General features: G+C 70.0%; 20 protein-coding genes and 1 riboswitch. Of the genes, 6 read left to right on the top strand and 14 right to left on the bottom strand.

All coding sequences use genetic code 11. The features are described from left to right. The first annotated feature begins 6 nt into the window (after nt 1–6). A complete protein-coding gene (locus tag QC385_RS16940; RefSeq protein WP_279542166.1) occupies nt 7–1,215 on the top strand; it encodes a glycerate kinase family protein in 1,209 nt (402 codons plus the stop codon). Here QC385_RS16940 and QC385_RS16935 read toward each other — a convergent pair. From QC385_RS16935 to ctaE, 6 genes are all read right to left on the bottom strand, one after another. Continuing rightward, on the bottom strand, nt 1,170–2,552 hold the full coding sequence (locus tag QC385_RS16935) for an aminotransferase class V-fold PLP-dependent enzyme (protein ID WP_279542165.1): 1,383 nt from the start codon (nt 2,550–2,552) through the stop codon (nt 1,170–1,172). The genes QC385_RS16940 and QC385_RS16935 overlap by 46 nt on opposite strands. Before the next feature lie 130 nt (nt 2,553–2,682). Beyond that, a riboswitch (SAM riboswitch) is annotated at nt 2,683–2,799 on the bottom strand. A 66-nt stretch (nt 2,800–2,865) separates the two neighbouring features. Next, entirely contained in the window at nt 2,866–3,930 is a 1,065-nt protein-coding gene (gene trpD / locus QC385_RS16930; protein ID WP_279542164.1) for an anthranilate phosphoribosyltransferase, read from the bottom strand. Nucleotides 3,931–4,067: 137 nt separating this feature from the next. Then, nucleotides 4,068–5,690, bottom strand: a complete 1,623-nt coding sequence (qcrB, locus tag QC385_RS16925; RefSeq protein WP_279542163.1) for a cytochrome bc1 complex cytochrome b subunit — start codon at nt 5,688–5,690, stop codon at nt 4,068–4,070. After that, on the bottom strand, nt 5,687–6,766 hold the full coding sequence (qcrA, locus tag QC385_RS16920) for a cytochrome bc1 complex Rieske iron-sulfur subunit (RefSeq protein ID WP_279542162.1): 1,080 nt from the start codon (nt 6,764–6,766) through the stop codon (nt 5,687–5,689). Before qcrA ends, qcrB begins: the two co-directional genes overlap by 4 nt. Continuing rightward, a complete protein-coding gene (qcrC, locus tag QC385_RS16915; RefSeq protein WP_279542161.1) occupies nt 6,763–7,575 on the bottom strand; it encodes a cytochrome bc1 complex diheme cytochrome c subunit in 813 nt (270 codons plus the stop codon). Before qcrC ends, qcrA begins: the two co-directional genes overlap by 4 nt. Before the next feature lie 77 nt (nt 7,576–7,652). Beyond that, entirely contained in the window at nt 7,653–8,273 is a 621-nt protein-coding gene (gene ctaE / locus QC385_RS16910) for an aa3-type cytochrome oxidase subunit III (RefSeq protein WP_030249479.1), read from the bottom strand. Nucleotides 8,274–8,418: 145 nt separating this feature from the next. On the opposite strand from ctaE, the gene QC385_RS16905 reads away from it, so the two are divergent. After that, a complete protein-coding gene (locus tag QC385_RS16905) occupies nt 8,419–8,820 on the top strand; it encodes a hypothetical protein (protein WP_279542160.1) in 402 nt (133 codons plus the stop codon). Nucleotides 8,821–8,924: 104 nt separating this feature from the next. Here QC385_RS16905 and QC385_RS16900 read toward each other — a convergent pair whose 3' ends face one another. The 4 genes from QC385_RS16900 to ctaC form a co-directional block, all read right to left on the bottom strand. Beyond that, nucleotides 8,925–10,181 (bottom strand): L,D-transpeptidase, encoded by a 1,257-nt coding sequence (locus tag QC385_RS16900; RefSeq protein WP_279542159.1) that lies wholly within the window; start codon nt 10,179–10,181, stop codon nt 8,925–8,927. 129 nt (nt 10,182–10,310) lie between these two features. Continuing rightward, nucleotides 10,311–10,709, bottom strand: coding sequence for a cytochrome c oxidase subunit 4 (locus tag QC385_RS16895; protein ID WP_086600622.1), 399 nt, complete (start codon nt 10,707–10,709; stop codon nt 10,311–10,313). After that, the gene (gene ctaD, locus QC385_RS16890; protein WP_279542158.1) at nt 10,706–12,442 is read right to left on the bottom strand and encodes an aa3-type cytochrome oxidase subunit I; all 1,737 of its coding nucleotides are present in this window, start codon (nt 12,440–12,442) and stop codon (nt 10,706–10,708) included. Before ctaD ends, QC385_RS16895 begins: the two co-directional genes overlap by 4 nt. Further along, complete coding sequence (gene ctaC, locus QC385_RS16885) at nt 12,439–13,404, bottom strand: aa3-type cytochrome oxidase subunit II (protein ID WP_279542157.1); 966 nt, start codon at nt 13,402–13,404, stop codon at nt 12,439–12,441. Before ctaC ends, ctaD begins: the two co-directional genes overlap by 4 nt. Before the next feature lie 312 nt (nt 13,405–13,716). Between ctaC and QC385_RS16880 the strand changes: the two genes are divergently transcribed. After that, nucleotides 13,717–15,096, top strand: a complete 1,380-nt coding sequence (locus QC385_RS16880) for a cysteine desulfurase/sulfurtransferase TusA family protein (RefSeq protein ID WP_279542156.1) — start codon at nt 13,717–13,719, stop codon at nt 15,094–15,096. Nucleotides 15,097–15,161: 65 nt separating this feature from the next. Here QC385_RS16880 and QC385_RS16875 read toward each other — a convergent pair whose 3' ends face one another. Further along, nucleotides 15,162–16,136, bottom strand: coding sequence for a carbohydrate kinase family protein (locus tag QC385_RS16875; protein WP_279542155.1), 975 nt, complete (start codon nt 16,134–16,136; stop codon nt 15,162–15,164). Nucleotides 16,137–16,269: 133 nt separating this feature from the next. Between QC385_RS16875 and QC385_RS16870 the strand changes: the two genes are divergently transcribed. Beyond that, complete coding sequence (locus tag QC385_RS16870) at nt 16,270–16,479, top strand: hypothetical protein (RefSeq protein ID WP_279542154.1); 210 nt, start codon at nt 16,270–16,272, stop codon at nt 16,477–16,479. A gap of 146 nt (nt 16,480–16,625) precedes the next feature. Then, nucleotides 16,626–18,650 (top strand): hypothetical protein, encoded by a 2,025-nt coding sequence (locus QC385_RS16865; RefSeq protein ID WP_279542153.1) that lies wholly within the window; start codon nt 16,626–16,628, stop codon nt 18,648–18,650. An 86-nt stretch (nt 18,651–18,736) separates the two neighbouring features. Here QC385_RS16865 and QC385_RS16860 read toward each other — a convergent pair whose 3' ends face one another. Next, on the bottom strand, nt 18,737–19,093 hold the full coding sequence (locus QC385_RS16860; protein WP_086851802.1) for a HesB/IscA family protein: 357 nt from the start codon (nt 19,091–19,093) through the stop codon (nt 18,737–18,739). A gap of 281 nt (nt 19,094–19,374) precedes the next feature. Here QC385_RS16860 and nadA point away from each other — a divergent pair, with 281 nt between their 5' ends. Beyond that, the gene (gene nadA, locus QC385_RS16855; protein ID WP_279542152.1) at nt 19,375–20,559 is read left to right on the top strand and encodes a quinolinate synthase NadA; all 1,185 of its coding nucleotides are present in this window, start codon (nt 19,375–19,377) and stop codon (nt 20,557–20,559) included. 18 nt (nt 20,560–20,577) lie between these two features. Here the strand turns inward: nadA and QC385_RS16850 are convergent, their stop codons facing one another. Together QC385_RS16850 and QC385_RS16845 are read right to left on the bottom strand one after the other, a co-directional pair. Continuing rightward, nucleotides 20,578–22,803: a serine/threonine-protein kinase gene (locus QC385_RS16850; RefSeq protein ID WP_279542151.1), complete on the bottom strand. Its 2,226-nt coding sequence runs from the start codon at nt 22,801–22,803 to the stop codon at nt 20,578–20,580. A gap of 116 nt (nt 22,804–22,919) precedes the next feature. Beyond that, on the bottom strand, nt 22,920–26,036 hold the full coding sequence (locus QC385_RS16845; protein WP_279542150.1) for an efflux RND transporter permease subunit: 3,117 nt from the start codon (nt 26,034–26,036) through the stop codon (nt 22,920–22,922). Nucleotides 26,037–26,125 lie beyond the last annotated feature (89 nt).

Genomic DNA, 26,125 nt, shown 5'->3' with positions numbered 1-26,125 from the left:
GCCCTCATGCTGAACCGTGTCGTCGTAGCCCCCAGTGGTTTCAAGGAGTCCCTGTCCGCGGAGGCCGCCGCCGACGCCATCGCGGCCGGCGTGCGCCGGGTCCTGCCCGATGCCGAGCTGGACCTCGTCCCGCTGGTGGACGGCGGCGAGGGCACGGCCCTCGCCCTGGCCGCGGCGACCGGGGGCAGGCTCGTCCCCGTACCCGCCACCGGACCGATCGGCGAGACCGTCGGCTCCCACTTCGCCCTGCTGGGCTCAGGGGACACGGCGGTGGTGGAGATGGCGGCGGTCGCGGGCCTCTCCCTGGTCCCGCGCGACCTGCGCGACCCGGGCGCCATCACCACCTACGGCGTCGGCGAACTGATCCGGGCCGCACTCGACTCGGGCGTCCGGCGGATCCTCGTCGGCTGCGGCGACTCGGGCACCTCCGACGGCGGCGCGGGCGCCCTCCAGGCGCTCGGGGCCCGGCTAGTGGACGAGGGAGGCGAGGAACTCCCCTTCGGGGGCCGGGAGTTGACGCGACTGCACCGCATCGACCCGAGGGGCCTCGACCCCCGCCTGGCGGAGGTGGAGCTGCTCGTCGCCTGCAACCCGTTCAACGTGCTGTGCGGCGAGCGGGGCGTGGCCCGGGTCTTCGGCCCGCAGAAGGGCGCGACGCCCGAGCAGGTCGAGCAGCTGTCGGCCGGACTGGAGAACTGGGCCTTCGTCCTCACCCGTGACGTCGCCGTCCCGGACAGCAATCTCCGGTACGGTCCCGGAACCGGGGCCTCAGGCGGCCTGGGCGCCGGGCTCGCCGCCCTCGGCGCCCGTCTCCTCCCCCGCTTCGACGTACTGCTGGACCACCTCGACCTGGACGCCCGGCTGGCCGGCGCCGACCTGGTGATCACCGCCGAGGGCGCCCTGGACCACCAGACGCCGCGCGGCAAGGTCCCCGCCGAGGTGGCCCGCCGGGCCAAGCTCCACGGCCGCCCGGTCCTGGCCCTGGCGGGCACGCTCGGCGAGGGCGCGCATGAGGTGCCGGGTGTGGACGCCTGCCACGGCATCCTGCCCGCCCCGATGGAGCTGGCCGAGGCACTGCTGCGCGCGAGCGAACTGCTCACCGACGCCACGGAACGCGCCCTGCGGATGATCGTCCTCGGCACCCGGCTGCCCCTGGTCCCCGAGACCGTTCAGGCGGAGGTGTCCGGCACGCAACGCCCGTCCTCCGTGCGGTAGTTCCACCGCGCCCCGTCCGTCACGAGCTCCTTCACGGCCCGAACGAACCGCTCCACGTGCTCGTCCGGCGTCCCCGCGCCGAAGCTCACGCGGATGGCGTTGAGGGACTTCTCGCCGGGAGCCGCCTCCGGTGCGCCGCACTCGCCCTGCGTCTGCGGGTCGCTGCCGAGCAGCGTGCGCACCAGCGGGTGGGCGCAGAAGAGCCCGTCCCGGACGCCGATGCCGTACTCGGCGGAGAGCGCGGCGGCGAAGTGCGAGCTGTTCCAGCCCTCGACGACGAAGGAGAGCACACCGACGCGCGGGGCGTCGTCCCCGAAGAGGGACAGGAACCGCACCTGGGGGACGTCGGCGAGCCCCTCGCGCACCTGGGCGACCAGGTACTGCTCGCGGGCGACGAGCGTGTCGAAGCCGGCCTCCGTCAGCGCCTTGCAGGCGGAGGCGACGGCGTAGGCGCCGATGACGTTGGGCGAGCCGGCCTCGTGACGGGCGGCGCTTTCGTGCCACTCCACGTCCACTCCCCCGTCGGTGCGCCGGGTGACCTTGCGGCTGGCGCCGCCGCCCGCGAGGTAAGGCTCGGCCTCGCGCAGCCAGTCGGCCCGCCCGGCCAGCACGCCGGAGCCGAAGGGCGCGTACAGCTTGTGCCCGGAGAAGGCGACCCAGTCGACGTCGAGGTCCTCGACGGACACGGGGTGGTGCGGGGCCAGTTGGGCGGCGTCGAGCACGATCCGGGCGCCATGGGCGTGCGCGGCCGCCGCGAGCTCCCGTACGGGCCACAGCTCGCCGGTGACGTTGGAGGCGCCGGTGACGCAGACGAGGGCCGGGCCGTGGCCCCCTTCAATGGACACAGTCCTCCCGGCGAGGGCGCGCTCCAAGGTCTCGACGGCCTGGCGGGGGCTGCGCGGGGCGTCGAGGTACGTGACGCGGGCGTCGCGCCAGGGCAGCAGGGCGGCGTGATGCTCGGTCTCGAAGACGAAGACCTGGCAGCCGGCCGGGAGCGCGGCGGCGAGGAGGTTGAGGGAGTCGGTGGTGGACCGGGTGAAGACCACCTGGTCGCCGTCCCGGCAGCCGAGGAACTCCGCGACCGTACGGCGGGCGTTCTCGAACAGGTCGGTCGACAGCTGGGACAGGTACCCGGCACCGCGGTGGACGCTGCCGTAGTACGGCGCGTAGGCGGCGACGTCGTCCCAGACTCGCTGGAGCGCCGGGGCGCTGGCGGCGTAGTCGAGCGCGGCGTAGGTGACCTCGCCACCGGTGACGAGCGGAACGGTGACGTCCCGGCCCAGGACGGGCAGCGGGGCACAGACGGACGGGGCGGCGGCAAGGGTGGAGACGGACATGACGGAACTCCCGTGAAGTCAGGTGAAATCCGCCCGCGAGGACGTGGCTCAAGCGGGGGTGAAGGAAAGAGGGGTGCGGAGGCGGGGCTCTGCGGCCCTATCGCATTCGCTGGTTCACGAGAGACTCCTCGTCACGCGCTTGCCACAGACCTCGCTGCCTGCGGCCTGGTCTTCACCCGGGGCACCCCGCCACGGACGGAGGGTTGCCGGACAGTCGGCCGGGGCCTCATGACTGTCACTCATGACCTGAGAAGGAACCTACGAGAATGATCGAGGTCCCGCAACCCGCGTCCGGATTGCGGGACACCCGGCGCTACGCGTTGCTCGCCGCCACCCACCGCTCCAGGGTCCGCTTGGCGGCCCCGGAGTCGATCGATTCCGCCGCCTTGGCCATGCCGGTACGGATCTGCTCGGCCAGCGGTCCCTGGCCGGGATCGAGGGCCACCAGGGCAGCCGCCGAGTTCAGCAGGACCGCGTCCCGCACCGGGCCCGTCTCGCCGTCCAGCAGACGGCGGGCGACCTCCGCGTTGTAGGAGGCGTCCGCGCCGCGCAGCGCCTCCACGGGGACGAGTTCGAGGCCCACGTCGCGCGGGTCGAAGGCCTCCTCGGTCACCTTGCCGTCGCGGACGACCCACACCCGGGACGTGGCGGTGGTGGTCAGTTCGTCGAGGCCGTCGTCACCCCGGAAGACCAGGGACGAGTGGCCGCGCTCGGCGAAGACGCCCGCGACGATCGGTGCCATGCGCGGATCCGCGACACCGACGGCCTGGGCGCGTACCTTCGCGGGGTTGGTCAGCGGACCGAGGACGTTGAAGATCGTCCGGATGCCCAACTGGCCGCGGGCCGCGCCCGCGTGGCGCATCGCCGGGTGGAACTTCGCCGCGAAGCAGAAGGTGATCCCGGCGTCCTCGGCGACCTGGGCCACCCGGTGCGTCGGCAGCTCCAGATTGACGCCGAGCTTCTCCAGCACGTCCGACGCCCCGGACGCCGAGGACGCCGCGCGGTTGCCGTGCTTGACGACCTTCGCGCCCGTGCCGGCGATGACGATCGCCGACATCGTGGAGATGTTGACGGTCTTCGCCCCGTCGCCGCCCGTGCCGACGATGTCGACGGCCGGACCCGGCACCTCGATCACGTTGGCGTGCTCGTACATCGCCCGGACGAATCCGGCGATCTCCTCGATGGTCTCGCCCTTGGCCCGCAGCGCCACCACGAACCCGGCGATCTGCGCGTCCGTCGCCTCGCCCCGCATGATCAGGTCCATCGCCCACGCGGTGTCGTCGGCGGTCAGGTCCCGGCGGTCCAGCAGACCGTTCAGCAGCAGGGGCCAGGAGCGGCCCGCCGCGGTGTCGCCTCCAGCCGGGATCACAGCGCTCATAAGCCGCTCCAGGGTCAGGCGTCCCGCACTACGGGACGAGAGTCTCAACGGGGTCCACCCTATCCAGCCCCGGGGCACCGCGAAGGGCCCCGTCCGAACACCGGACGGGGCCCTTCTGTGGCGTGGCGAAGCAGTGATCAGTGGTGGCCGTGGCCGCTCGTGATCTCCCGGTACTCCTCGGCGGTCGGCTTCGGGATCTGGGCTCCCTCGCCGTAGTAGGACTCGCTGAGCTTGGCGCGCAGCTTCTCGGAGCCCTTCACCTTGCGCTCGACACCGTTCTCGTCGACCGTCGGGCCGATCTCGACCGGCTGGTACTGCTCGTGCGCCGTGAGCGTGTACATCTGCTCCTGGCTGAGCGGCTCGTGCACCTCGATGAACTCACCGTGCGGCAGGCGCTTGATGATGCCCGACTCGCGGCCGTGCAGCACCTTCTCCTTGTCCCGGCGCTGGAGGCCGAGGCAGATGCGCTTGGTGATGATGAACGCGATGACCGGTCCGACGAAGAACCCGATCCGGACGAACCAGGTGACCGCGTTGATCGACAGGTGGAAGTGGGTGGCCACGATGTCGTTGCCACCGCCGATCAGCATGATCATGTAGCCGGTGATCCACGCGACACCGAAGCCGGTACGCGTCGGGGCGTTGCGCGGCCGGTCCAGGATGTGGTGCTCGCGCTTGTCCCCGGTGACCCACGACTCGATGAACGGGTAGAGGGCGATGATCCCGAGGAACAGGCCGAAGAGGACCAGCGGGATGAACACGCCCAGGACGAGCGTGTGACCCCAGAAGTCGATCTCCCAGCCCGGCATCGCCCGGATCAGACCCTCGGCGAAGCCCATGTACCAGTCGGGCTGCGCACCCGTCGACACCTGGTCGGGACGGTAGGGACCCAGGACCCAGATCGGGTTGACGGTCGCGATGCCGGCGATGGCCGCGATGAAGCCGAAGACCAGGAAGAAGAAGCCTCCGGCCTTGGCGGCGTAGACCGGCAGCAGCGGCATGCCGACGACGTTCTTGTTGGTGCGTCCGGGACCCGCGAACTGCGTGTGCTTGTGGTAGAAGACCAGGATCAGGTGGCCGACCACGAGCCCGAGCATGATGCCCGGCAGCAGCAGGATGTGGATCGAGTAGAACCGGGCGACGAAGTCGGTCCCCGGGAACTCCCCGCCGAACAGGAACATCGAGATGTACGTGCCGACGATCGGCACGGACAGGATCGCGCCCTGGGTGAAGCGGACACCGGTGCCGGAGAGCAGGTCGTCCGGGAGCGAGTACCCGGTGAAACCGGTGAACATGCCCAGGACGAACAGCAGGAAGCCGAACAGCCAGTTGATCTCACGCGGCTTGCGGAACGCGCCGGTGAAGAACACGCGCATCATGTGCACGAACATGCCGGCGAGGAAGATGATCGCCGCCCAGTGGTGGATCTGCCGGATGAGCAGACCGCCGCGCACGTCGAAGCTGATGTCCAGGGTGGAGGCGAACGCCTCCGACATCAGCTGCCCCTGGAGCGGGACGTAACTGCCGTGGTACTCCACCTCGTTCATCGACGGGTGGAAGAAAAGCGTCAGGTACACACCCGTCAGGATGATGATGATGAAGCTGTAGAGGCAGATCTCACCCAGCATGAAGGACCAGTGGTCCGGGAAGATCTTGCGCATGTTGGCCTTGGCCAGGGAGTAGATCCCGAGGCGGCCGTCGGCCCAGTCGGCGACCCGCTCTCCGGCGGGTGCCTTGCGGCGTTCTTGTGCAGTGCTCATCCGCGCTCCCAGAAAGCAGGGCCGACGGGCTCTTCGAAGTCGCCGAGCGCCTCGAGGTAGCCCTCGTCGTTCACGCCGATGCGGAGCTGCGGCAGGGCGTGACCAGCGGGGCCGAAGATCACTCGGGCACCGTCGGAGAGGTCGAAGGTGGACTGGTGGCAGGGGCAGAGCACGTGGTGCGTCTGCTGCTCGTACAGGGAGATCGGGCAACCGACGTGGGTGCAGATCTTCGAGTACGCGACGATGCCCTCGTGCGACCACTCGAGCTCGCGCTTGTCCTTGATGTTCTCCGGCTGGATCCGGACGATCATCAGGGCGGCCTTGGCGATCTCGTTCTGGAACTCGTGGTCGTGCTCCTCCAGGCCCTCGGGCTTGGCGAAGGTCAGCGAACCGACCGCGACGTCCGACGGACGCAGCGGCTCGTTCGTGTTCATGTTGACGAGCAGCTTGCCCTTGGACCACAGCGTGTGACGCAGCTTGTCCTCGGGCAGCGGGCCGAGGTCGCGCAGCAGGACGACACCGGAGAGCGGCACCAGCGTGAGCGCGCCGAACATGGTGTTGCGGATCAGCTTGCGGCGGCCGAGCGCGGACTCCTTGGCGCCCTGCTTGAAGTCCGCGAAGACCTTCTCGCGGACCTCGGGCTCAGCCTCGATCGGGTGCCGCTCGTCGGCGATCTCCACGTCCGACATCAGGGTGCGGGCCCAGTGGACGGCGCCCGCGCCGATGCAGAACAGCGCGATGCCGAGCGTCAGGCCCAGCGCGAAGTTCAGCGCGCTGATGTGGCCCAGCGGGAAGATGTAGACCGACTTGTCGACCGGGATCGCCACGAACGCGGCGATGAAGGCGATGGTGGCCAGCATCGACACCGTGAACATCAGGGCGACCGAGCGCTCGGACCGCTTGGCGGCCCGCTCGTCGACGTCCTGGATCCGGTGCTCGTGGGGGGGCAGGCCCGGGTCGGCGAACGGGTGCTCGTCCGCGGGGCTCAGCGCCCCGTGCCCGTGCTCGTCATGTCCTGCGGTCTGCTCGGACTGCTCGGCAGGCAGGTTCTCTTCGGGAATGTCTTGGCTACTCATGACTTCTTGGCCTTTGCGGTCCGGGCGGCGACCCACACGGCGACGGCGATCAGCCCGCCGAGACCGAAGATCCAGCCGAACAGACCCTCGCTGACCGGCCCGAGGCCGCCGAGCTCGAGACCGCCGGGGCTCTCGGACTTGCTGCTGTTGACCGCGTCCAGGTACGCGATGATGTCCTTCTTGTTCTCCTCCGAGAGCGTGGTCCCGGGGAAGGACGGCATGTTCTGCGGGCCGGTCTCCATGGCCTCGTAGATGTGCTTCGGGGAGACACCCTCGAGGTCCGGTGCGTACTTGCCGTGCGTCAGCGCACCGCCCTTGCCGGTGAAGTTGTGGCACTGCGCGCAGTTGGTGCGGAACAGCTCACCGCCCTTGGCGATGTCGGCACCCTGGGGGCCGTACTGCTCCTCGGTCGGGATGGCGGGCCCGGCGCCCAGCGAGGCGATGTAGGCCGCGAGCTGGTCGATCTCGGCCTGGGTGTAGATGTTCTTCTTCTTGGGGACCTGCGGGCCCTGGGAGGTGGCGGCCGGCATGCGGCCGGTGCCCACCTGGAAGTCCACGGCCGCGGCGCCCACGCCTACCAGGCTCGGCCCGTCGGAGGTGCCCTGACCGCCGGTGCCGTGGCAACTGGCGCAGCCGACCGAGTAGAGCTTCTTGCCCTCCTCGATGGTGAGGGACTGGGCGGTTTCGTCGGCCTCAGCCTTGCTCGTGGGTGCGAACACGGCGTACAGCCCCCCGCTGAAGAGCAGCGCGAGGAGTAGGACGACGACCGCCGCCAACGGGTGGCGTCGTCGTGCGGAGAGCTTTTTCACGGATTACCCCGGTGTCAGGATCTTCTGCGTCGGTGCTTCTGGGATGCGTGCCTCGTCGGGCGCGCGCTGCGGTCCCGCTACTTGATCATGTAGATCGTGGCGAAGAGGCCGATCCAGACGACATCGACGAAGTGCCAGTAATAGGACACGACGATCGCGGCGGTCGCCTGCTCGTGGGTGAACCTCCGGGCCGCGTAGGTCCGGCCCAGGACCAGCAGGAAGGCGATGAGACCGCCCGTCACGTGCAGGCCGTGGAAGCCGGTGGTCAGGTAGAAGACCGAGCCGTACGGGTCGGAGGAGAGGGACAGGCCCGCCTCCTTGACCAGCTCGGTGTACTCGAGGACCTGACCGCCGATGAAGATCGCACCCATCACGAACGTGACGATGAACCACATCCGCAGCTTCTTCACGTCACCGCGCTCGGCGGCGAAGACGCCGAGCTGGCAGGTGAGCGAGGAGAGCACCAGGATGGTGGTGTTCGCCGCCGAGAACGGGAAGTTGAGATGGCTCGCCATCTCCTTCCAGTGATCGGGACCCGTCACCGATCGCAGGGTGAAGTACATCGCGAAGAGGGCCGCGAAGAACATCAGCTCGGAACTCAGCCAGATGATCGTTCCGACGCTGGTGAGGTTCGGCCGATTGACCGACGGGTGCGCGTGCCCGGTTTCTACTGTCGTTGCTGTCGCCACGACCGACATTATGTCGGTCGCTTATCCCGCCCTCACTCCGGGGGGTGCCGTTCGGAGTGTCTAAGCCGGTCGTACCGGTGTTGACGTGGTGTTCAAGGGAGTAGCATCCGGCCCAACGGGCCTGTCCTTACGACGCTGACGTCACGGAGGAACAATGCAGCCGACCGCCACGGTGCTGGTCTACAGCGACGACTCCAACACCCGCGAGCAGGTGCGGCTCGCCACGGGACGGCGGCCGGCGCCGGACGTTCCACTGGTGGAGTTCGTGGAGTGTGCGACTCCTGATGCGGTGGTCAGGGAGCTGGACCGGGGTGGGATCGACGTCTGTGTGCTGGACGGTGAGGCCGTGCCGATGGGGGGCATGGGGCTGTGCCGGCAGATCAAGGACGAGGTGTTCGACTGCCCGCCGGTGCTGCTGCTCATGGGGCGGCCGCAGGACGCGTGGCTGGCGACCTGGAGCCGGGCGGAGTCGGCGGTGACGTTGCCGGTGGATCCTGTGGAGTTCGCTGCGGCCCTGGCCTCGCTGTTGCGGGAGAGGGCGGCTTTGAACGCCTAGGAGCTCGGGACGGCCGGTTGTGTGGCGACCTGCGGATGCGTGAGGGCTGTTCGCGCCCACGCGGCGGAGCCGCACATCGACACAGCCCCGCGCCCCGGGGGCAGTCACGCGCTCTGCGGCCTCAAGCGCGCCCTGTCCGCCGGTGTCGGGCCCTCCGGGGTGCCGGCTGTCAGGGCGCTGCCCGTGCGCCACTGTTTCCATTCGAGGTTCCAGTCGCCGAAGCCGTTGCCGAACGGGGTCATCGTGTCGCCGGCGGAGTTTATGACCTTGACGATGTCGCCCTCGCGGATGTTCTCGTAGAACCACGCGGCGTTCTCGGTGCTCATGCCGGTGCAGCCGTGGCTGACGTTGGCGTAGCCCTGGGAGCCGACGGACCAGGGGGCGGCGTGGACGTACTCGCCGCTGTTGGTGACCCGCACGGAGTGGTGGACGATCAGGTCGTAGAAGTCCGAGGCGCCGATGCTGGCGCTGGTCATCCGGACGGTGCCCTCCTTGGCCAGGACGACCTTGACGCCGTTGCGTGTGTCGTAGCCGGGCATGCCCGTGGTGACCGGGATCTGCCGGACGATCTCGTCGTTCTTGTAGACGGTCATCTGGTGTGCCGCGGCGTCCGTCACGGCTATGACCTTGTCGGCGGTGTTGATCGTCAGCGGCTTGGCCTTGCCGCCCCGCATCCGGTCGTCGATCTTGATGCCCTCCAGGTTGCTGCGGACCTGGACGGTGGCCTGTGCGGGCCAGTAGTCCTTCGGGCGGTAGTGGAGCTTCTTGTCGTCCACCCAGTGCCAGGCGCCGTCCGTGGCGGGCATGGAGGAGACCTTGAGGGCCCGTTCGACGACGGCCCGCTGGGATCTGTCCTTGACGGGCTGGCTCAGCTCGGCCGTGATCGGCTGGCCGACGCCGTAGGTACCGGCCTTGGGGCCGAAGGTGACGTCCAGGCGCTTCTTGGAGGTGGTCCTGCCGGTGTCGAAGGTGAGGACCTTGCGGCCTGGCGCCCCGTCCTCGTCCTCGGTGCTCACGCGGACCGTGTAGCTGGCGTTGGCGGCGAGCGGGGAGGTGCTGTGCCAGCGGCCGCCGTCGGCGGCGAGTTCGCCGGCCACGTAGCGTCCGGCGGCGTCGTAGGCCGTGACGTCCGTGATGCGCCCGTCGGAGTCCTCGGCGACCACTTCCAGGGGCTTGTCCGGGTCGGCCTTCTTGCGGCCCTCGGAGGGGGCGTTGAAGGATATCTGGTCCGCCGCGTCGTAGGGGCGATGGGAGAGCGGGTTGCCGTCCGAGCCGCAGGCGGTGACGCCCGCGCAGAGGGCTATCACCAGCAGCGTGCAGCTGACGACGGTGCGGGGGCGGGAGATCGCTGTGTGGCTCATGGCCTCACGCTAGGAAGCCGCGTCAACTGCGGCACGCCGGGTGACTCGTACGAGTGACACGTATTGCGGCAAAAGCAGGGCCCGGACGCTCCTTGCGGAGTGTCCGGGCCCCTGAGCGCTCGGCTCGTGCTACTGGGTGCGGTTCTCACCGCGGTAGTACTCGAAGACCCAGCCCCACACGCCGATCAGGATGATCGGCAGCGAGAAGTACATCAGCCACCAGCCGATCGCGATGGCCAGGAAGGCGAGAGCGCCACCGATGGCCAGCGAGAGCGGCTGCCAGCTGTGCGGGCTGAAGAACCCGACCTCGCCGGCGTCGTCCGCGACGTCCGCCTCCTTGTTGTCCTGCGCACCGACGTCGACCCGCTTGGCCGTGAAGCCGAGGTAGAAGCCGATCATGATGCACAGGCCGAAGGCCAGGAAGAGGGCCGTGGTACCGGCCGGCTCCTTCGACCACACGCCATAGACGACCGCCATGGCGAGGACGAAGACGCTCAGCCACATGAACATCTTGCCCTGGATCTTCACTTGCCGGCCTCCTTGCCACCAGCGATGGCCTTCTCGCCGTGACCGACGTTCTCGAGCTGGTCGAGGGCGGCGATCTCCGGGTGGTGCAGGTCGAACGCCGGGGATTCACTGCGGATCCGCGGCATGGTGATGAAGTTGTGCCGCGGCGGCGGGCACGAGGTCGCCCACTCGAGGGAGCGGCCGTAGCCCCACGGGTCGTCGACGCCGACCGGCTTGCCGTACTTGGCCGTCTTCCACACGTTGTAGAAGAACGGCAGGATCGACATGCCGAGCAGGAACGAGCTGATCGTCGAGATCGTGTTCAGCGCGGTGAAGCCGTCGGCCGCGAGGTAGTCCGCGTACCGGCGCGGCATGCCCTCGGCACCCAGCCAGTGCTGGACCAGGAACGTGCCGTGGAAGCCGATGAACAGCGTCCAGAAGGTGATCTTGCCGAGGCGCTCGTCCAGCATCTTGCCGGTCCACTTCGGCCACCAGAAGTGGAAGCCGGAGAACATCGCGAACACCACGGTGCCGAAGACGACGTAGTGGAAGTGCGCCACCACGAAGTACGAGTCGGAGACGTGGAAGTCCATCGGCGGCGAGGCCAGGATGACACCGGTCAGACCACCGAAGGTGAAGGTGATGAGGAAGCCGGTCGCCCAGAGCATCGGCGTCTCGAAGGACAGCGAGCCCTTCCACATGGTGCCGATCCAGTTGAAGAACTTCACACCGGTCGGGACCGCGATCAGGAAGGTCATGAAGGAGAAGAACGGCAGCAGCACACCGCCGGTGACGTACATGTGGTGCGCCCACACCGTCACGGACAGACCCGCGATCGCGATGGTCGCGCCGATCAGACCCGAGTAACCGAACATCGGCTTGCGGGAGAAGACCGGAATGACCTCGGAGATGATCCCGAAGAACGGCAGCGCGATGATGTACACCTCTGGATGGCCGAAGAACCAGAAGAGGTGCTGCCACAGCAGCGCGCCGCCGTTGGCGGAGTCGAAGATGTGGGCACCGAACTTGCGGTCCGCCTCCAGGGCGAACAGCGCCGCGGCCAGGACCGGGAAGGCCAGCAGGACCAGCACACCGGTCAGCAGCACGTTCCAGGTGAAGATCGGCATGCGGAACATCGTCATGCCGGGCGCGCGCATGCAGATGATCGTGGTGATGAAGTTGACCGAGCCGAGGATGGTGCCGAAGCCGGAGAAGGCCAGACCCATGATCCACATGTCGGCGCCGATGCCCGGGGAGCGGACCGCGTCCGACAGCGGGCTGTAGGCGAACCAGCCGAAGTCGGCCGCGCCCTGCGGCGTCAGGAAGCCGCCCACGGCGATGAGCGAGCCGAACAGGTACAGCCAGTAGGCGAACATGTTCAGCCGGGGGAACGCCACGTCCGGCGCACCGATCTGCAGCGGCATGATCCAGTTCGCGAAGCCCGCGAACAGCGGCGTCGCGAACATCAGCAGCATGATCGTGCCGTGCATCGTGAACGCCTGGTTGAACTGCTCGTTCGACATGATCTGCAGGCCGGGCCGGGCGAGCTCGGCGCGCATGAACAGCGCCATCACGCCACCGATGACGAAGAACGCGAACGACGTCACCAGGTACAGCGTGCCGATCGTCTTGTGGTCCGTCGTCGTCAGCCACTTGACCACGACGCTGCCGCGGTTCTGGCGCCTGACCGGCAGCTCGTCCTGGTAGTGGGACCCTGCTGCCGCGGCACCCTGGGGTTCGTTGAGGATGCTCACAGGTTGTTCGTCTCCCGGTTCTTCTCGTGGCTCGTCTGCGCGATGCCGGCAGGAACGTAACCGTTCTGCTGCTTGTCCACGAGGTCCTTGAGGTGCTGCTCGTAGCGCTCGGGGGAGACGACCTTCACGTTGAACAGCATCCGAGAGTGGTCGACGCCGCAGAGCTCGGCGCACTTGCCCAGGAAGGTGCCCTCCTTGTTGGGGGTCACCTCGAAGGCGTTGGTGTGGCCCGGGATGACGTCCTGCTTCATCAGGAACGGCACCACCCAGAAGGAGTGGATGACGTCACGCGAGGTGAGGACGAAGCGGACGGTCTTGCCCTTGGGCAGCCAGAGCGTCGGACCCGGGTTGTTGGTCTGCGGGTTCCGGGTGCCGGGGGTGCCGCAGTCGTAGACACCGCCGGCGCCTGCCGGGAAGTCCTTCTTGAACCGGTCCGGGATCGCGTCCAGCTCGGGGGACTTCTTGGCGTCACCCGTGGAACCGGCGACCGGCTCGATGTAGTTGAAGCACCAGCTCCACTGGAAGCCGACCACGTTGACCGTGACGTCGGGCTTCTTCTTGAGGCTGAGCAGCTCGGACTCGTCACGAGCGGTGAAGTAGAACAACACCGAGACGATGATGAGCGGGACCACGGTGTACAGCGCCTCGATGGGCATGTTGTACCGGGTCTGCGGAGGAACCTCGACCTTGGTGCGGCTGCGCCGGTGGAAGAAAGCACTCCACAGGATCAGACCCCACACCAGCACGCCAACGGCGAGCGCAGCCGCCCAGGACCCCTGCCACAGGGAGAGGATCCGCGGAGCCTCTTCCGTGGTCGGGGTGGGCATACCAAGGCGGGGGAAGTCTTCCCAGTTGTACGAGCAACCGGTGGCTGTCGCCAAGACCAGGCCCGCGGTCAGTGCCTGCAGCAGCTTCCGCCGCATCGGGCGCCGCGGCGAGCGGTCGGAGCCGTTGGGACTCACGTAGCGCCTTCCCGAGAGTCTCGCCCGCGCGGATCGGCTGCGGCCTGGCCTTCTCGCTGGTCGGTCGCCGCCCTGCGTCGGGCAGGGGTTTGGATGTTTATGCGGACCAAACCCTAGCCGACGCCCTCCGGGGGTTCGCGGGGAGGGGGGCGTTCGCGCGCCGCCGGTCACCCCGAAGGGGTGGGGCGGGCGCCCAATGGGTTGGGGGTGCGGCTTATGGGGCGAGTGCGGGTGGTTGGGGGTTGTTCGCACCCACGCGGCGGAGCCGCATATGGACGCAGCCCGCGCCCCTGAGGGCGTTAGCGTTGCTGTGTGGCTTACTTCGATGCTGCTTCCTCCGCGCCTTTGCATCCCGTTGCCCGTCAGGCGCTGTTGGCCTCGCTCGACGAGGGGTGGGCCGATCCTGCCCGGTTGTACCGGGAGGGGCGGCGGGCCCGGATGGTGCTCGATGCCGCCCGGGAGGCTGCTGCCGAGGCCGTGGGGTGCCGGGTGGACGAGCTGGTGTTCACGTCGTCGGGGACCCGGGCTGTCCACTCCGGGATCGCGGGGGCGTTGGCCGGGCGGCGGCGGGTCGGGCGTCACCTGATCGTGTCGGCGGTCGAACACTCCTCCGTACTGCACTCGGCCGAGGTGCACGAGGCGGCCGGCGGGACGGTCACGCAGGTGCCGGTCGACCGGGGCGGGGCGGTGGATCCGGCGGCGTACGGCGATGCCCTGCGCGCGGACACGGCGCTGGCCTGTCTCCAGTCGGCCAACCACGAGGTGGGGACCGAGCAGCCGGTGGCCGAGGTGGCCGAGGCGTGCCGGGCGGCGGGGGTGCCGTTGCTGGTGGACGCGGCGCAGTCGCTGGGGTGGGGGCCGGTGGAGGGTGACTGGTCGCTGCTCGCGGCCAGCGCGCACAAGTGGGGTGGCCCGGCCGGGGTCGGCCTGCTCGTCGTCCGCAAGGGTGTTCGGTTTGCCTCGCAAGGGCCGGTGGACGAGCGGGAGTCGGGGCGGGCGGCCGGTTTCGAGAACATCCCGGCGATCGTGGCGGCTGCCGCGTCGCTGCGGGCCGTACGGGCCGAGGCGGCCGAGGAGGCCCTGCGACTGCGGGAGCTGACGGAGCGGATCCGGGCACGGGTGCCGCGGGCCGTGCCGGACGTCGAGGTGGTCGGCCATCCGGTGCGCAGGCTGCCCGGGGTCGTCACGTTCTCGTGTCTCTATGTCGACGGGGAGGTTCTGCTCCACGAGCTGGACCGGGAGGGTTTCTCGGTCTCGTCCGGCTCGTCCTGCACCAGCAGCACGCTGACGCCGAGCCATGTGCTCCGGGCGATGGGCGTGCTGAGTGAGGGAAATGTGCGGGTTTCCCTGCCGGTGGGGGTGGCCGAGGAGGACGTCGAGCGGTTCCTGGAGGTGCTGCCGGGGACGGTGGCGGCGGTGCGGGAGAAGCTGGGGGCGCCGGCCGCCACCGACGTCGCCCGCGAGGAGGATGTCCTGGTCGTCGACTCCCTGGGCAAGCGCTGTCCGATTCCGGTGATCGAGCTGGCGAAGGTCATCGGCGATGTGCCCGTGGGCGGACTGGTACGGGTCCTCGCCGACGACGAGGCGGCCCGGCTGGACATCCCGGCGTGGTGCGAGATGAGGAACCAGGAGTACGTCGGTGAGGAGCCGGCGGACAAGGGAACGGCGTACCTGGTCCGCCGGGTGAGCTGAACGCCCTCTTCAGGGGCGCGGGGAACTGCGCGACCAGCCCCCACGCACCCGCAGACGGCAACCGGTCAGGCCAGATGTGCCTGAACCTCCTGCGCGGCCTCATCCCCGTACGCCTTGGTGAACCGCTCCATGAAGTGCCCGCGCCGCAGCTGGTACTCCTGCGTCCCCACCGTCTCGATGACGAGAGTCGCCAGCATGCAGCCGATCTGGGCCGCGCGCTCCAGGGAGACGCCCCAGGCGAGGCCCGAGAGGAAGCCCGCGCGGAAGGCGTCGCCGACGCCGGTCGGGTCGGCCTTGCGCTCCTCGTCCGGGGTACCGACCTCGATCGGGTCCTCGCCGGTCCGCTCGATCCGGACGCCCTGCGCGCCGAGGGTGGTCACCCGGTGGCCCACCCTGGACAGGATCTCCGCGTCGGTCCAGCCGGTCTTGGACTCGATGAGGCCCTTCTCGTACTCGTTGGAGAAGAGGTACGTCGCCCCGTCCAGCAGGATGCGGATCTCCTCGCCGTCCATACGGGCGATCTGCTGGGAGAAGTCGGCGGCGAACGGGATGGACCGGGAGCGGCACTCCTCGGTGTGCCGGAGCATGGCCTCCGGGTCGTCCGCGCCGATGGAGACCAGGTCGAGACCGCCGACGCGGTCGGCGACGGTCTTCAGCTCGATGAGGCGGGCCTCGCTCATGGCGCCGGTGTAGAACGAGCCGATCTGGTTGTGGTCGGCGTCGGTCGTGCACACGAAGCGGGCGGTGTGCAGCGTCTCGGAGATGCGGACGGAGTCGGTGTCGACGCCGTGCCGGTCGAGCCAGGCCCGGTACTCGTCGAAGTCCGCGCCCGCGGCGCCGACCAGGATCGGGCGGGTGCCCAGCTGTCCCATGCCGAACGCGATGTTCGCGGCGACGCCGCCGCGGCGGACGTCGAGCTTGTCGACCAGGAACGACAGCGAGACCGTGTGCAGTTGGTCCGCTACGAGCTGGTCGGCGAAGCGGCCGGGGAAGGTCATGAGGTGGTCGGTGGCGATGGAGCCGGTGACTGCGATGCGCACGGCGTGGACTCTCCTGAGGGAGGGCGGACCTTGACACTTCACGCTATCGGGTGGGCGGCGCCGCTCTGAAGGCATGGAAACTACCCGATAGTAGATCTTTCTCCGTGAGGTCCGGCGTGCCTACGGTGCGGATATGACGAACCTCAAGCTCCAGATGCCGGTTCCGGTCGATCTCGAAGGCGACCTGGCGTCGCTGCCGGGTGACGGGGCCCGGATGGCTCCCCACTGGGCGGTTCCCGACCGGGTCGCCTCCCGGCCGGTCTCCCCGGCCCTGATCCACGGTGTGACCGTACCCCCGGCGTCGGCGCGGATGCTCGACGCGATGTCGGACTACGGGGACTGAGCGGAGCATTACCGGGAACCGTGCGCTCCCCCGCTGCGTCCCATCGCTGTCCCCCGTAAAGGGGATGCGGGATACGACCCGACAGTGGCCCGTTTCGGACCGGGCCGGGTCCCGTGGGACAGCTGTGCAGCCGAAGGAGCGATGCGGTGAACACCGAGCGACCCGACAACGACGACGACGCCAGGGAAGTGGGCGGCGCCGGATCCGCCGACACCCCGGAGGTCGAGGAGCGGGGTTCGGCGGACGCCGCTGAGGCCGCCGGGGCTGCCGGGGCTGCCGGGGCTGCCGGGGCTGCCGGGGAAGCTTCCGAGACGCCGGGTGATGACGCGCGGGTTTCCGAGGCGGACGCTGAGGCGGCGGACGGCGCCGAGGCCGGCGAGGCCGGGAAGGACGACGCTGCCCCGGCGGCCGAGGAGTCCGGCACCTCGGAAGCCGATGCCGAGGAAGCCGGGGCCGATGATGTCGGCGCCGAGGAGGCCGGCACCGGTGGTGCCGACGCCGATGGTGCCGGCGCCCAGGAGGCCGGCACCGGTGGTGCCGACGCCGATGGTGCCGGTACCGGTGGTGCCGGCGCCGAGGAAGCCGGCCCGGCCCTGGACCGCGAGGTCGCCGCGGAAAGCCCCGGCGTCCCGGAGGCCGGTTCCGGCCCGGCCCCGGAGGCAGAAGCAGGAACGGAAACAACACCCCCCGCGCCCCACGGCGACCTCCCCCGGGAGGAAGAACACCCGGTCCGTCCGGGCAGTGGGCGGTCGCGGACGCCCGCGATCATCGCCTCCGTCGCCGCCGCCGTGCTGTTGATCGGCGGTGGTGGGGCCTGGCTCGCGGCCAACGCCTCCGGCGGGTCCGAGGGCGGTGCGACGTCCGGCGCGCCCGGTGGGGACGACACTCCCCCGCCGCTCGCGCTCGACGGGTACTCGGAATCGACGTCGGGCGGCGGCAACGGCATCGCGCCCGGTGAGCCCAACCCCTACGGCGCCACCTACCGGGTCGAAGGCCCGCTTCCGGACGGCCCCGGCGAAGCCGCGGTGTACCGGGCGCAGGGCGGGGTCACCAAGGAGGACGTGGCCCGGCTGGCGAAGGCCCTCGGGGTCGCGGGGGCGCCGGTGGCGCAGGGCGAGGCCTGGAAGGTCGGGGCCGGTCAGGACGGCTTCGGGCCGAGCCTCCAGGTGAACAGGCAGGCGCCGGGGGCCTGGACCTTCAGCCGGTATGCCCCGGGCACCGACAACTGCAAGGGCACCGACACCTGCACCGCTCCGCAGCCCGGCGGCAGCCCGGTGAGCGAGGCGGAGGCCGAGAAGGCGGCGGCGCCCGTGCTGAAGGCGTTGGGTCAGGACGACGCGAAACTCGACGCGAGCCAGGTCATGGGCGCCCAGCGGGTGGTGAACGCCGCTCCCGAGGTCGGTGGACTGCCCACGCACGGCTGGACGACCGGGGTCACGGTCGGCTCCGACGGCGAGGTCGTCGGCGGCAGCGGTCAGCTGAAGACGCCGGTGAAGGGGGACACGTACCCCGTGGTCGGCGCGGAGAAGGCGCTGGAGCTCATGGAACAGCGGCCGACGGGCGACCACCGCATGGGCGTGGGCGGCTGCGCCCGCCCCGTGCCGCTGAAGGACCGGCTGGAGCAGCCCTGCGAGTCGTCGGCGAGCGGCGCTCCCGAGAAGGACGCCGTGACGGTGCGGGACGCGGTGTTCGGGCTGGCCTCGCACTTCGTGGACGGGCGGCAGGCGCTGGTGCCGTCCTGGCTGTTCGAGGTGACGGCGCCGGGTGCGAAGGACGCGTTCACGGTGACGTACCCGGCGGTCGACCCGAAGTACCTGGCCTCGCCCACGCCGAGCGGGCCGAGTGACAAGCCGACGTCGGCTCCCGAGCCGCGTGACGTCAAGGTGGACGGCTACCGGGCCGAGGGCTCGGAGCTGACCGTGACCTTCACGGGCGGGGTGTGCGCCGACTACGACGTGAAGGCGAGCGAGAGCGGGGACGAGGTGAAGGTCACGGTGACCTCGACCCCGTGGCCGGACAAGGTCTGCATCATGATCGCGAAGCAGTTCCAGCAGACCGTGCAGCTGGACGAGCCGCTCGGCGACCGCGAGGTCGTGAACTCCGACGGCAAGGCGGTCCCGCTGGCCAAGGAGGGCGCGCGGCTGCCGGCTCCCCCGGCGCGGAATCGGTAGTACGGCACAGCGCGAAGGCGGCGGCCCCGTCGGAGGGGGCCGCCGCCTTCGTCATGTCCGCGGCCGCGGGAAGCGGCTCGGCAGGCTCAGCTGAAGGAGTCGCCGCAGGCGCAGGAGCCCGTCGCGTTCGGGTTGTCGATCGTGAAACCCTGCTTTTCGATCGTGTCCACGAAGTCGATCGTGGCGCCGCCCAGGTACGGGGCGCTCATGCGGTCGGTGACGACCTTCACACCGCCGAAGTCCTTCTCCACGTCACCGTCGAGGGAACGCTCGTCGAAGAAGAGCTGGTAGCGCAGGCCGGAGCAGCCACCGGGCTGGACGGCGACGCGCAGCGCGAGGTCGTCGCGGCCTTCCTGGTCGAGCAGGGTCCTGACCTTGTCCGCGGCGGCGTCGGTCAGGATGATGCCGTCGCTGACGGTGGTGGTCTCGTCCGATACGGACATCTACATCTCTCCCGGGTTGTACGGAGACTGCTTGCCGACGGGTCCAACCGGCGGGGCCGCGGATTCATTCCGGGCCGGGCGCTCGATCTCGGCTCCTTTTCATGCTCGCACACGCACCGGGAACCGGAAAACGGCTCTTTCCCGGACTTCCCGGGAATGAACGGCGGCTCGCCGGGATTCACGTCACACAGACGCTATGGCCATCGTCAAAGTGACGTGAAGCGGTTATGATAGATAGCGTCAAATCGACGAAAAGTCTTGGAACAGAAAGGGTGCGTGTCGTGACCACCGCCCAAACCCAGGAGCTCGACGTACAGCCGACGCCCCTTGCCCTGCTGCTCCTCGGCCGTGAGGCCGACCCGAAGAGCGAGCGGGGCGTGGAGTGTCCAGGCGACCTGCCCTCGCCGTCCGACCCGGACCTGGTGGAGCGCGCCCGCAAGGCGAAGGAGAAGCTCGGGGACAAGGTCTTCGTGCTCGGCCACCACTACCAGCGCGACGAGGTCATCCAGTTCGCCGACGTCACGGGGGACTCCTTCAAGCTGGCCCGGGACGCGGCGGCGCGTCCGGAGGCCGAGTACATCGTGTTCTGCGGTGTGCACTTCATGGCGGAGTCCGCGGACATCCTGACGTCCGACGACCAGAAGGTCGTCCTGCCCGACCTCGCCGCCGGCTGCTCGATGGCCGACATGGCGACGGCCGAGCAGGTCGCCGAGTGCTGGGACGTGCTGACCGAGGCCGGGATAGCCGAGCAGGTCGTGCCCGTCTCGTACATGAACTCGTCCGCCGACATCAAGGCGTTCACGGGCAAGCACGGCGGCACCATCTGCACCTCCTCGAACGCCAAGCGCGCCCTGGACTGGGCCTTCGAGCAGGGCGAGAAGGTGCTGTTCCTGCCGGACCAGCACCTGGGCCGCAACACGGCCGTGCGGGACATGGGCATGTCCCTGGAGGACTGCGTCGTCTACAACCCGCACAAGCCGAACGGCGGCCTGACGGCCGGCGAGCTGCGGGCCGCGAAGATGATCCTGTGGCGCGGCCACTGCTCCGTGCACGGCCGCTTCAGCCTGGACTCGGTCAACGACGTGCGCGAGCGCATCCCGGGCGTCAACGTCCTGGTCCACCCCGAGTGCAAGCACGAGGTCGTGGCCGCCGCCGACTACGTCGGCTCGACGGAGTACATCATCAAGGCCCTGGAGGCCGCGCCGGCCGGCTCCAAGTGGGCCATCGGCACGGAGCTGAACCTGGTCCGCCGCCTGGCGAACCGTTTCGCGCCCGAGGGCAAGGAGATCGTCTTCCTCGACAAGACGGTGTGCTTCTGCTCGACCATGAACCGCATCGACCTCCCCCACCTGGTCTGGGCCCTGGAGTCGCTGGCCGAGGGCAACCTGGTCAACCGCATCGAGGTGGACAAGGAGACGGAGGCGTTCGCGAAGCTGGCGCTGGAGCGGATGCTGGCGCTGCCGTAACCACCGCCCTGCCCGTCGTCACCCCGAGTGCGGTTTCCGCTCGGGGTGCGCGGGGTCGAGGCTGAAGACGGTGCCGCCGGGGGTGGCCGCGACCAGGGCGCCTTGGACGAGCCGCACCTTGGTGGCACCCCAGTCGGTGTCGTTGCTCTGGGCCCGCGGCAGTGTCTCCCACAGCAGCGTGCCCTTCTTCGCGTCGAGCGCCCCGACCCGGCCGCTGGCACTGGCCAGGTACACGGCCCGGGTCCGCGGGTCGTACGTCGGCTCGCTCGGTTGTTCCAGGCTGGTCGGGGTCTGCCACAGCGGCCTGCCCGTGCGGGCGGACACGGCGGTGACCTGTCCACTGGCGGTGGCGAACCAGAGGGTGCCGTCCGCCAGCGTCACCTTTCCCTCGTACTCCTCGGCCAGCTTCGTCGTGGTTTCCGCACCGGTGGCGGGGTCCACCAACCGGATTCCTCCGTGCGGCGCGTCCTCCCCGATGAGTGTGTTTCCGTCCTCGTCCTGGGTCAGGTCCAGGAACAGGAGCCGGCCGTCGAAGGTGCCGAAGTAGTCGGCCTTGCTCGGTACGGTCAGCCGGCGTGCCGGGCCGTCGGCCGGGTGCAGTTCCATGACCAGGCTGTCCGCGGGTGCCTCCTCCGGGCTGCAGTGCAGGTACGGCTTCCCGGCGGCCTCCGTGATCCCGCAGAAGTGCTTCGCGGGCAGCCGTTCCGTCCAGCGCGCGGCGCCGGTGCGGGGCGAGCGGGCCGTCACCGATGTGCCGTCGCCCTCCGGTATCACGACGAGGTCGCCGGAGACGGCCACCCTGGTCCACGCGTCGTTCACCGCGCGGTCCCAGAGCCGGTCGCCGGTCCCGGTGTCGAAGGCGAAGACCCGGGTCGCCCCTTCGCCCGGGGGCTCCTGCTGGACCAGCACCGCGTCGTCCCGGACGCCGAGGATCTCGAACCTGGAGAAGTCGTCGCCGGTGACGGCCGCCGACGGGCCGGCCCGCCAGACGGTCTCGCCCGTCTTCCCGTCCAGGCGTACGGGCAGGATCCCGTCGCCCGCGCAGAAGACGGCACCCTCGTACACGTGGCACTCCGGCCCGCCCCGCAACCCGCCCTGCGGCTTCGGCGTCTTTCGCACTCCGCGCCCGGCTGTCTCGTACACCGTCGTCTGCCAGGGCTTCCAGCCGGTGGGCGGCGCCGCCCACCGGGAGCTCGCGGACGGTGAGGAGCCGGGCCGGTCCGCGCTCTGCGCCCAGCCGGGGCCGAGCGTCAGATAGGCCGTCAGGCCGAGGACGGCCACGCCGACCGTGCCCGTCGCGGCGAGCAGCGGGCGGATGCGGCGGCGGGGTCGAGTGGGGACCGGCGGGTCCGCCAGGGTCACGGGGCGGGTGGCCTCGGCAGCCGGGAGCCTGTCCGCGCGGAGGGTCACAGTGGCCGGATCGCCGTCCGCCGACTCGGGCAGGGCGGTCGCGAACTCCCGGGCCAGCTCGTCGAGTCCGGGCCGGTCCGCGGCCTCCTTGGACAGGCAGCGCTCCAGGACGCCCCGCAGCGGCTCCCCCACTCCGTCCAGCACGGGTTCGTCGTGGACCACCCGGTAGGCCGTCAGATAGGGACTGTCCATGTCGAAGGGGCCGCGGCCGGTGACGGCGTAGACCAGCAGTGAGCCGAGGGAGAAGACGTCCGAGGCCGGGCCGACCGCGCGGGCGTCGACGAGCTGTTCGGGAGACATGAAGGGCGGAGTGCCGATCATCTGGCCCGTCTCGGTCAGCGTCTGGTGGTTCTCCGCCGCGCGGGAGATGCCGAAGTCGATGACTCGCGGCCCGTCCTCGGCGAGCAGGACGTTGGCCGGTTTCAGGTCCCGGTGCACCACGCCGGCCCGGTGGATGTCGCGCAGTGCCTCGATCAGGCCCAGGGCCAGCCCGCGCACTTCGGCGTCCGGCAGGGCGCCCCGGTCGCGGATCCGCCCGGCGAGCGAGGGCCCGGGCACGTACTGGGTCGCCATCCAGGGCAGCGCCGCCTCGGGGTCGGCGTCCAGGACCGGTGCGGTGAAGGCGCCGCTGACCTTGCGGACGGCCGCGATCTCCTGCCGGAACCGGGTGCGGAAGACGGTGTCCGCGGCGTACTGGGCGTGCACGACCTTGATGGCGACGTCACGGCCCGACCGCGCCCTGCCCCGGTAGACGACGCCCATGCCCCCGGCCCCGAGCCGGTCGAGCAGCCTGTAGCCGCCGATCGACTTCGGGTCGTCGCTGTGCAGCGGCACGCCCGAATCCCCTTCCCCCGTAATGCCGTTCAGGCCCACAGGATACGTAACGGGACATGAGGGCGGCCGGGCACCGACCATGAGGTCCGGTGCCCGGCCGCCGCCGGGTCAGGCCGTCACACGCCCGCGTGCTCCGGCTCCGCCGCGTCCGTGCGCTGGGCCGGAAGGCCCTTCTTCGCCGCGCGCTTCTTCGCCCGGCGCTCCTTGCGGAGTTCGAACATCGCGTACAGCGTCGGGACCAGCAGCAGCGTCAGCAGGGTCGACGTCACCAGGCCGCCGATCACGACCACGGCCAGCGGCTGGGCGATGAAGCCGCCCTCGCCGGTGATGCCGAGGGCCATCGGGAGCAGGGCGAAGATCGTCGCCAGGGCCGTCATGAGGATCGGGCGCAGTCGGTGCCGGCCGCCCTCGATCACGGCCTCGACGACGCCGTAGCCCTGCTTGCGGTACTGGTTGATCAGGTCGATCAGCACGATCGCGTTCGTCACCACGATGCCGATCAGCATCAGCATGCCGATCATGGCCGGGACGCCCATCGGGGTCCCGGTGGCGATCAGCAGGCCGATCGCGCCGGTGGCGGCGAACGGGATGGAGACGAGCAGGATCAGCGGCTGGACCAGGGACCGGAAGGTGCCGACCAGCAGCATGAAGACGATCGCGATGGCCGCCAGCATCGCCAGGCCCAGGTTGGCGAACGCCTCCTCCTGGTCCTCGGAGACACCACCGATCGACGCCGTGGCGCCGTCCGGGAGCTTCAGCGCGCTGATCTCGGACTGGAGCTTGGTGCTCACCGCGCCCGTGTTGTCGCCGGTCGGCTTGGCGGTGATGGTGGCCGCGCGCTGGCCGTCGATGCGGGTCATGGAGACCGGGCCGTCGACCAGCTTCACCGTCGCGATGTCGCCGAGCTTCACCGCGCCCAGGCGCAGGTCCTGAAGCTGCTTCAGCGTCGTCGCGGGCTTCGCCGAGCGGATGACGACGTCGCGCTCGGTGTCGTCCAGGACCGCCTTGGCGGCGTTGGTGCCGCGGACGGCCTGGGCGACGGCGGCGCCGAGGGTCTGGTCGTTGAAGCCGGCCGCGGCCGCCTTGTCGTTGGCCTTCACAGAGATCCGGGGCACGCTGGTCGCCAGGTCGCTGGTGACGTCCGTGACGTCGTCGAGCGAGGCGACCGTCTTGCGGACCTCTTCGGCCGCGGTGCGCAGGACGTCGGCGTCGGCGGCCTTCACGACCACGCTGAGGTCCTGGGCGCCGAAGCCGTCACCGGCGGTGATGGTGGTGGTGCCGATGCCCTTCAGACCGGCCAGGCCCTTCTCGATACGGTCCTGGACGTCCTCGTACGACGCCGAGTCGTCCAGCGTCACCTGGTACGAGGCCTGGTTGGTGTCGGTGCCGCCGCCGAAGGCCGCCATGAAGCCGGACGAGCCGATCGTGACCTGGTAGTTCTTCACGCCGTCGGTGTCGCCGAGGAGCTGCTCGACCTTCTTGGCCTGGGCGTTGGTCGCCTCCAGGCTGGTGCCGGGCTTCAGCTCCTGCTTGACGGTGAGGACCTCGACCTCGCCCTGGTCGAAGAAGTTCGTCTTCAGCAGCGGTGCCATGCCGAACGTGCCGACCAGGACGACGATCGCGATGGCCACGCTGGTGAGCCGGCGGCGGGTCGCGAAGCGCAGGACCGGGACGTAGAGGCGCTGGAGGCGGCTCTTGGCCTCCTTCTCCTCGGCGAGCCGGCGGGCCTCGTCCGCGTCCTCGGGGGTGCCCTTCGGCGGCCGCAGGAACCAGTACGACAGCACCGGTACGACCGTCAGGGAGACGAGCAGGGACGCCAGCAGCGCGGCCGTGACCGTGAGGCTGAACGAGCCGAACAGCTCGCCCACCATGCCGCCGACCAGGCCGATCGGCAGGAACACGGCGACCGTGGTGAGCGTCGAGGACGTCACCGCGCCCGCGACCTCGCGGACCGCGTTGAGGATGGCCGAGTTGCGCTCCTCGCCGTAGCCGAGGTGCCGCTTGATGTTCTCCAGGACCACGATCGAGTCGTCGACGACCCGGCCGATGGCGATGGTCAGCGCGCCCAGCGTCAGGACGTTCAGCGACAGGTCGCGCGTCCACAGCACGATCAGGGCGAGGACGACGGACAGCGGGATGGACACCGCCGTCACGAGGGTCGAGCGGATCGAGGCCAGGAAGACCAGGATCACCAGGACGGCGAAGAGCAGACCGAGCGCGCCCTCGGTGGTCAGGCCCTTGATGGACTTCGACACGGCCGGGCCCTGGTCGCTGACGACCGTGAGGTTCGCGCCGGAACCGAGGTCCTTGCGGAGGTCGGGGAGCTTGTCCTGGACGGCGTCGGAGATCGCGACCGCGCTGCCGTCGCGGTCCATGGTGACGGCGACGGCCAGGCTGGGCTTGCCGTCCGTGCGGGTGATGGAGTCGGCCGGGGCCTCCTGCTGCTTCACCGTGGCGACGTCACCGAGGCGCACCGGCTTGCCCTTGCCGGGCTCGCCCGTGACCATCAGGTCCTGGATCTGCTTCAGCGAGGTGAAGCCGCCGCCGACCTGGACGGTGCGGTTGGCGCCGCCCTCGTCGAAGGAGCCGGCCGGGACGGTCGCGCCGCCCGCCTGGAGGGCCTGGGCGAGGGCCTGGGAGGTCAGCCCCGCCTTCGCAAGTTCGGCGTCGTCGGGGGTGACGGCGACCTGGAGGTCCCGCACACCGTCGACGGTGACCTGGCCGACGCCGTCGATGCTCTTCAGGTCCGGCACGACCGTCTTGTCGAGCTGGTCGGCCAGGGCCTGCTGGTCCCGGTCGGAGGTGACGGCGAGGACGACGGTCGGGATGTCGTCCGTCGAACCGGCGACGACCTGCGGGTCCACGTCGTCCGGGAGCTGGACGCGGGCCCGGTTGACGGCCTGCTGCACATCGGCGACGAGCTGTTCGGTGCCGTTGCCGTAGTCGAAGGACGCCATGATCACGGCGTTGCCCTCGGTGGCGGTGGAGGTCACGCCGCTGATGCCGTCGACGGCTTCGAGGCTGTCCTCGATGGGCTCGACGACCTGCTTCTCGACCACGTCCGGGGACGCGCCCTGGTACGGCGCCAGCACGGACACCATGGGCAGTTCGATGGTGGGCAGCAGCTGCTGCTTGAGCTGGGGTATCGCGATCGCCCCGAAGACGAGCGCGATGATCGACATCAGCCCTATCAGGGCCCGTTGCGCGAGGCTGAATCTCGACAGCCAGGACATGGGTCAGGGTCTCTCTTCTGTTTAACGGCAGAAGCGGCAGCGGGCGCGCAGATGAGCGCCCGCTCCTACACCCTGAGCCATCGGCGGGA

The organism is Streptomyces sp. DH10, assembly GCF_029813805.1.
Lineage (GTDB): Bacteria > Actinomycetota > Actinomycetes > Streptomycetales > Streptomycetaceae > Streptomyces > Streptomyces coeruleofuscus.
Note: the sequence above shows the minus strand (reverse complement) of the source record. Positions and strands in the feature narration are given on the sequence as shown.

Excerpts from the sequence above, each read along its gene's own strand:
- QC385_RS16940 (WP_279542166.1), top strand. The coding sequence starts at position 7 with ATGCTGAACCGTGTCGTCGTAGCCCCCAGTGGTTTCAAGGAGTCCCTG.
- QC385_RS16870 (WP_279542154.1), top strand. The coding sequence starts at position 16,270 with ATGACGAACCTCAAGCTCCAGATGCCGGTTCCGGTCGATCTCGAAGGC.
- ctaE (WP_030249479.1), bottom strand. The coding sequence starts at position 8,273 with ATGTCGGTCGTGGCGACAGCAACGACAGTAGAAACCGGGCACGCGCAC.
- QC385_RS16860 (WP_086851802.1), bottom strand. The coding sequence starts at position 19,093 with ATGTCCGTATCGGACGAGACCACCACCGTCAGCGACGGCATCATCCTG.
- trpD (WP_279542164.1), bottom strand. The coding sequence starts at position 3,930 with ATGAGCGCTGTGATCCCGGCTGGAGGCGACACCGCGGCGGGCCGCTCC.
- qcrB (WP_279542163.1), bottom strand. The coding sequence starts at position 5,690 with ATGAGCACTGCACAAGAACGCCGCAAGGCACCCGCCGGAGAGCGGGTC.
- qcrA (WP_279542162.1), bottom strand. The coding sequence starts at position 6,766 with ATGAGTAGCCAAGACATTCCCGAAGAGAACCTGCCTGCCGAGCAGTCC.
- QC385_RS16905 (WP_279542160.1), top strand. The coding sequence starts at position 8,419 with ATGCAGCCGACCGCCACGGTGCTGGTCTACAGCGACGACTCCAACACC.
- QC385_RS16935 (WP_279542165.1), bottom strand. The coding sequence starts at position 2,552 with ATGTCCGTCTCCACCCTTGCCGCCGCCCCGTCCGTCTGTGCCCCGCTG.
- QC385_RS16845 (WP_279542150.1), bottom strand. The coding sequence starts at position 26,036 with ATGTCCTGGCTGTCGAGATTCAGCCTCGCGCAACGGGCCCTGATAGGG.
- QC385_RS16900 (WP_279542159.1), bottom strand. The coding sequence starts at position 10,181 with ATGAGCCACACAGCGATCTCCCGCCCCCGCACCGTCGTCAGCTGCACG.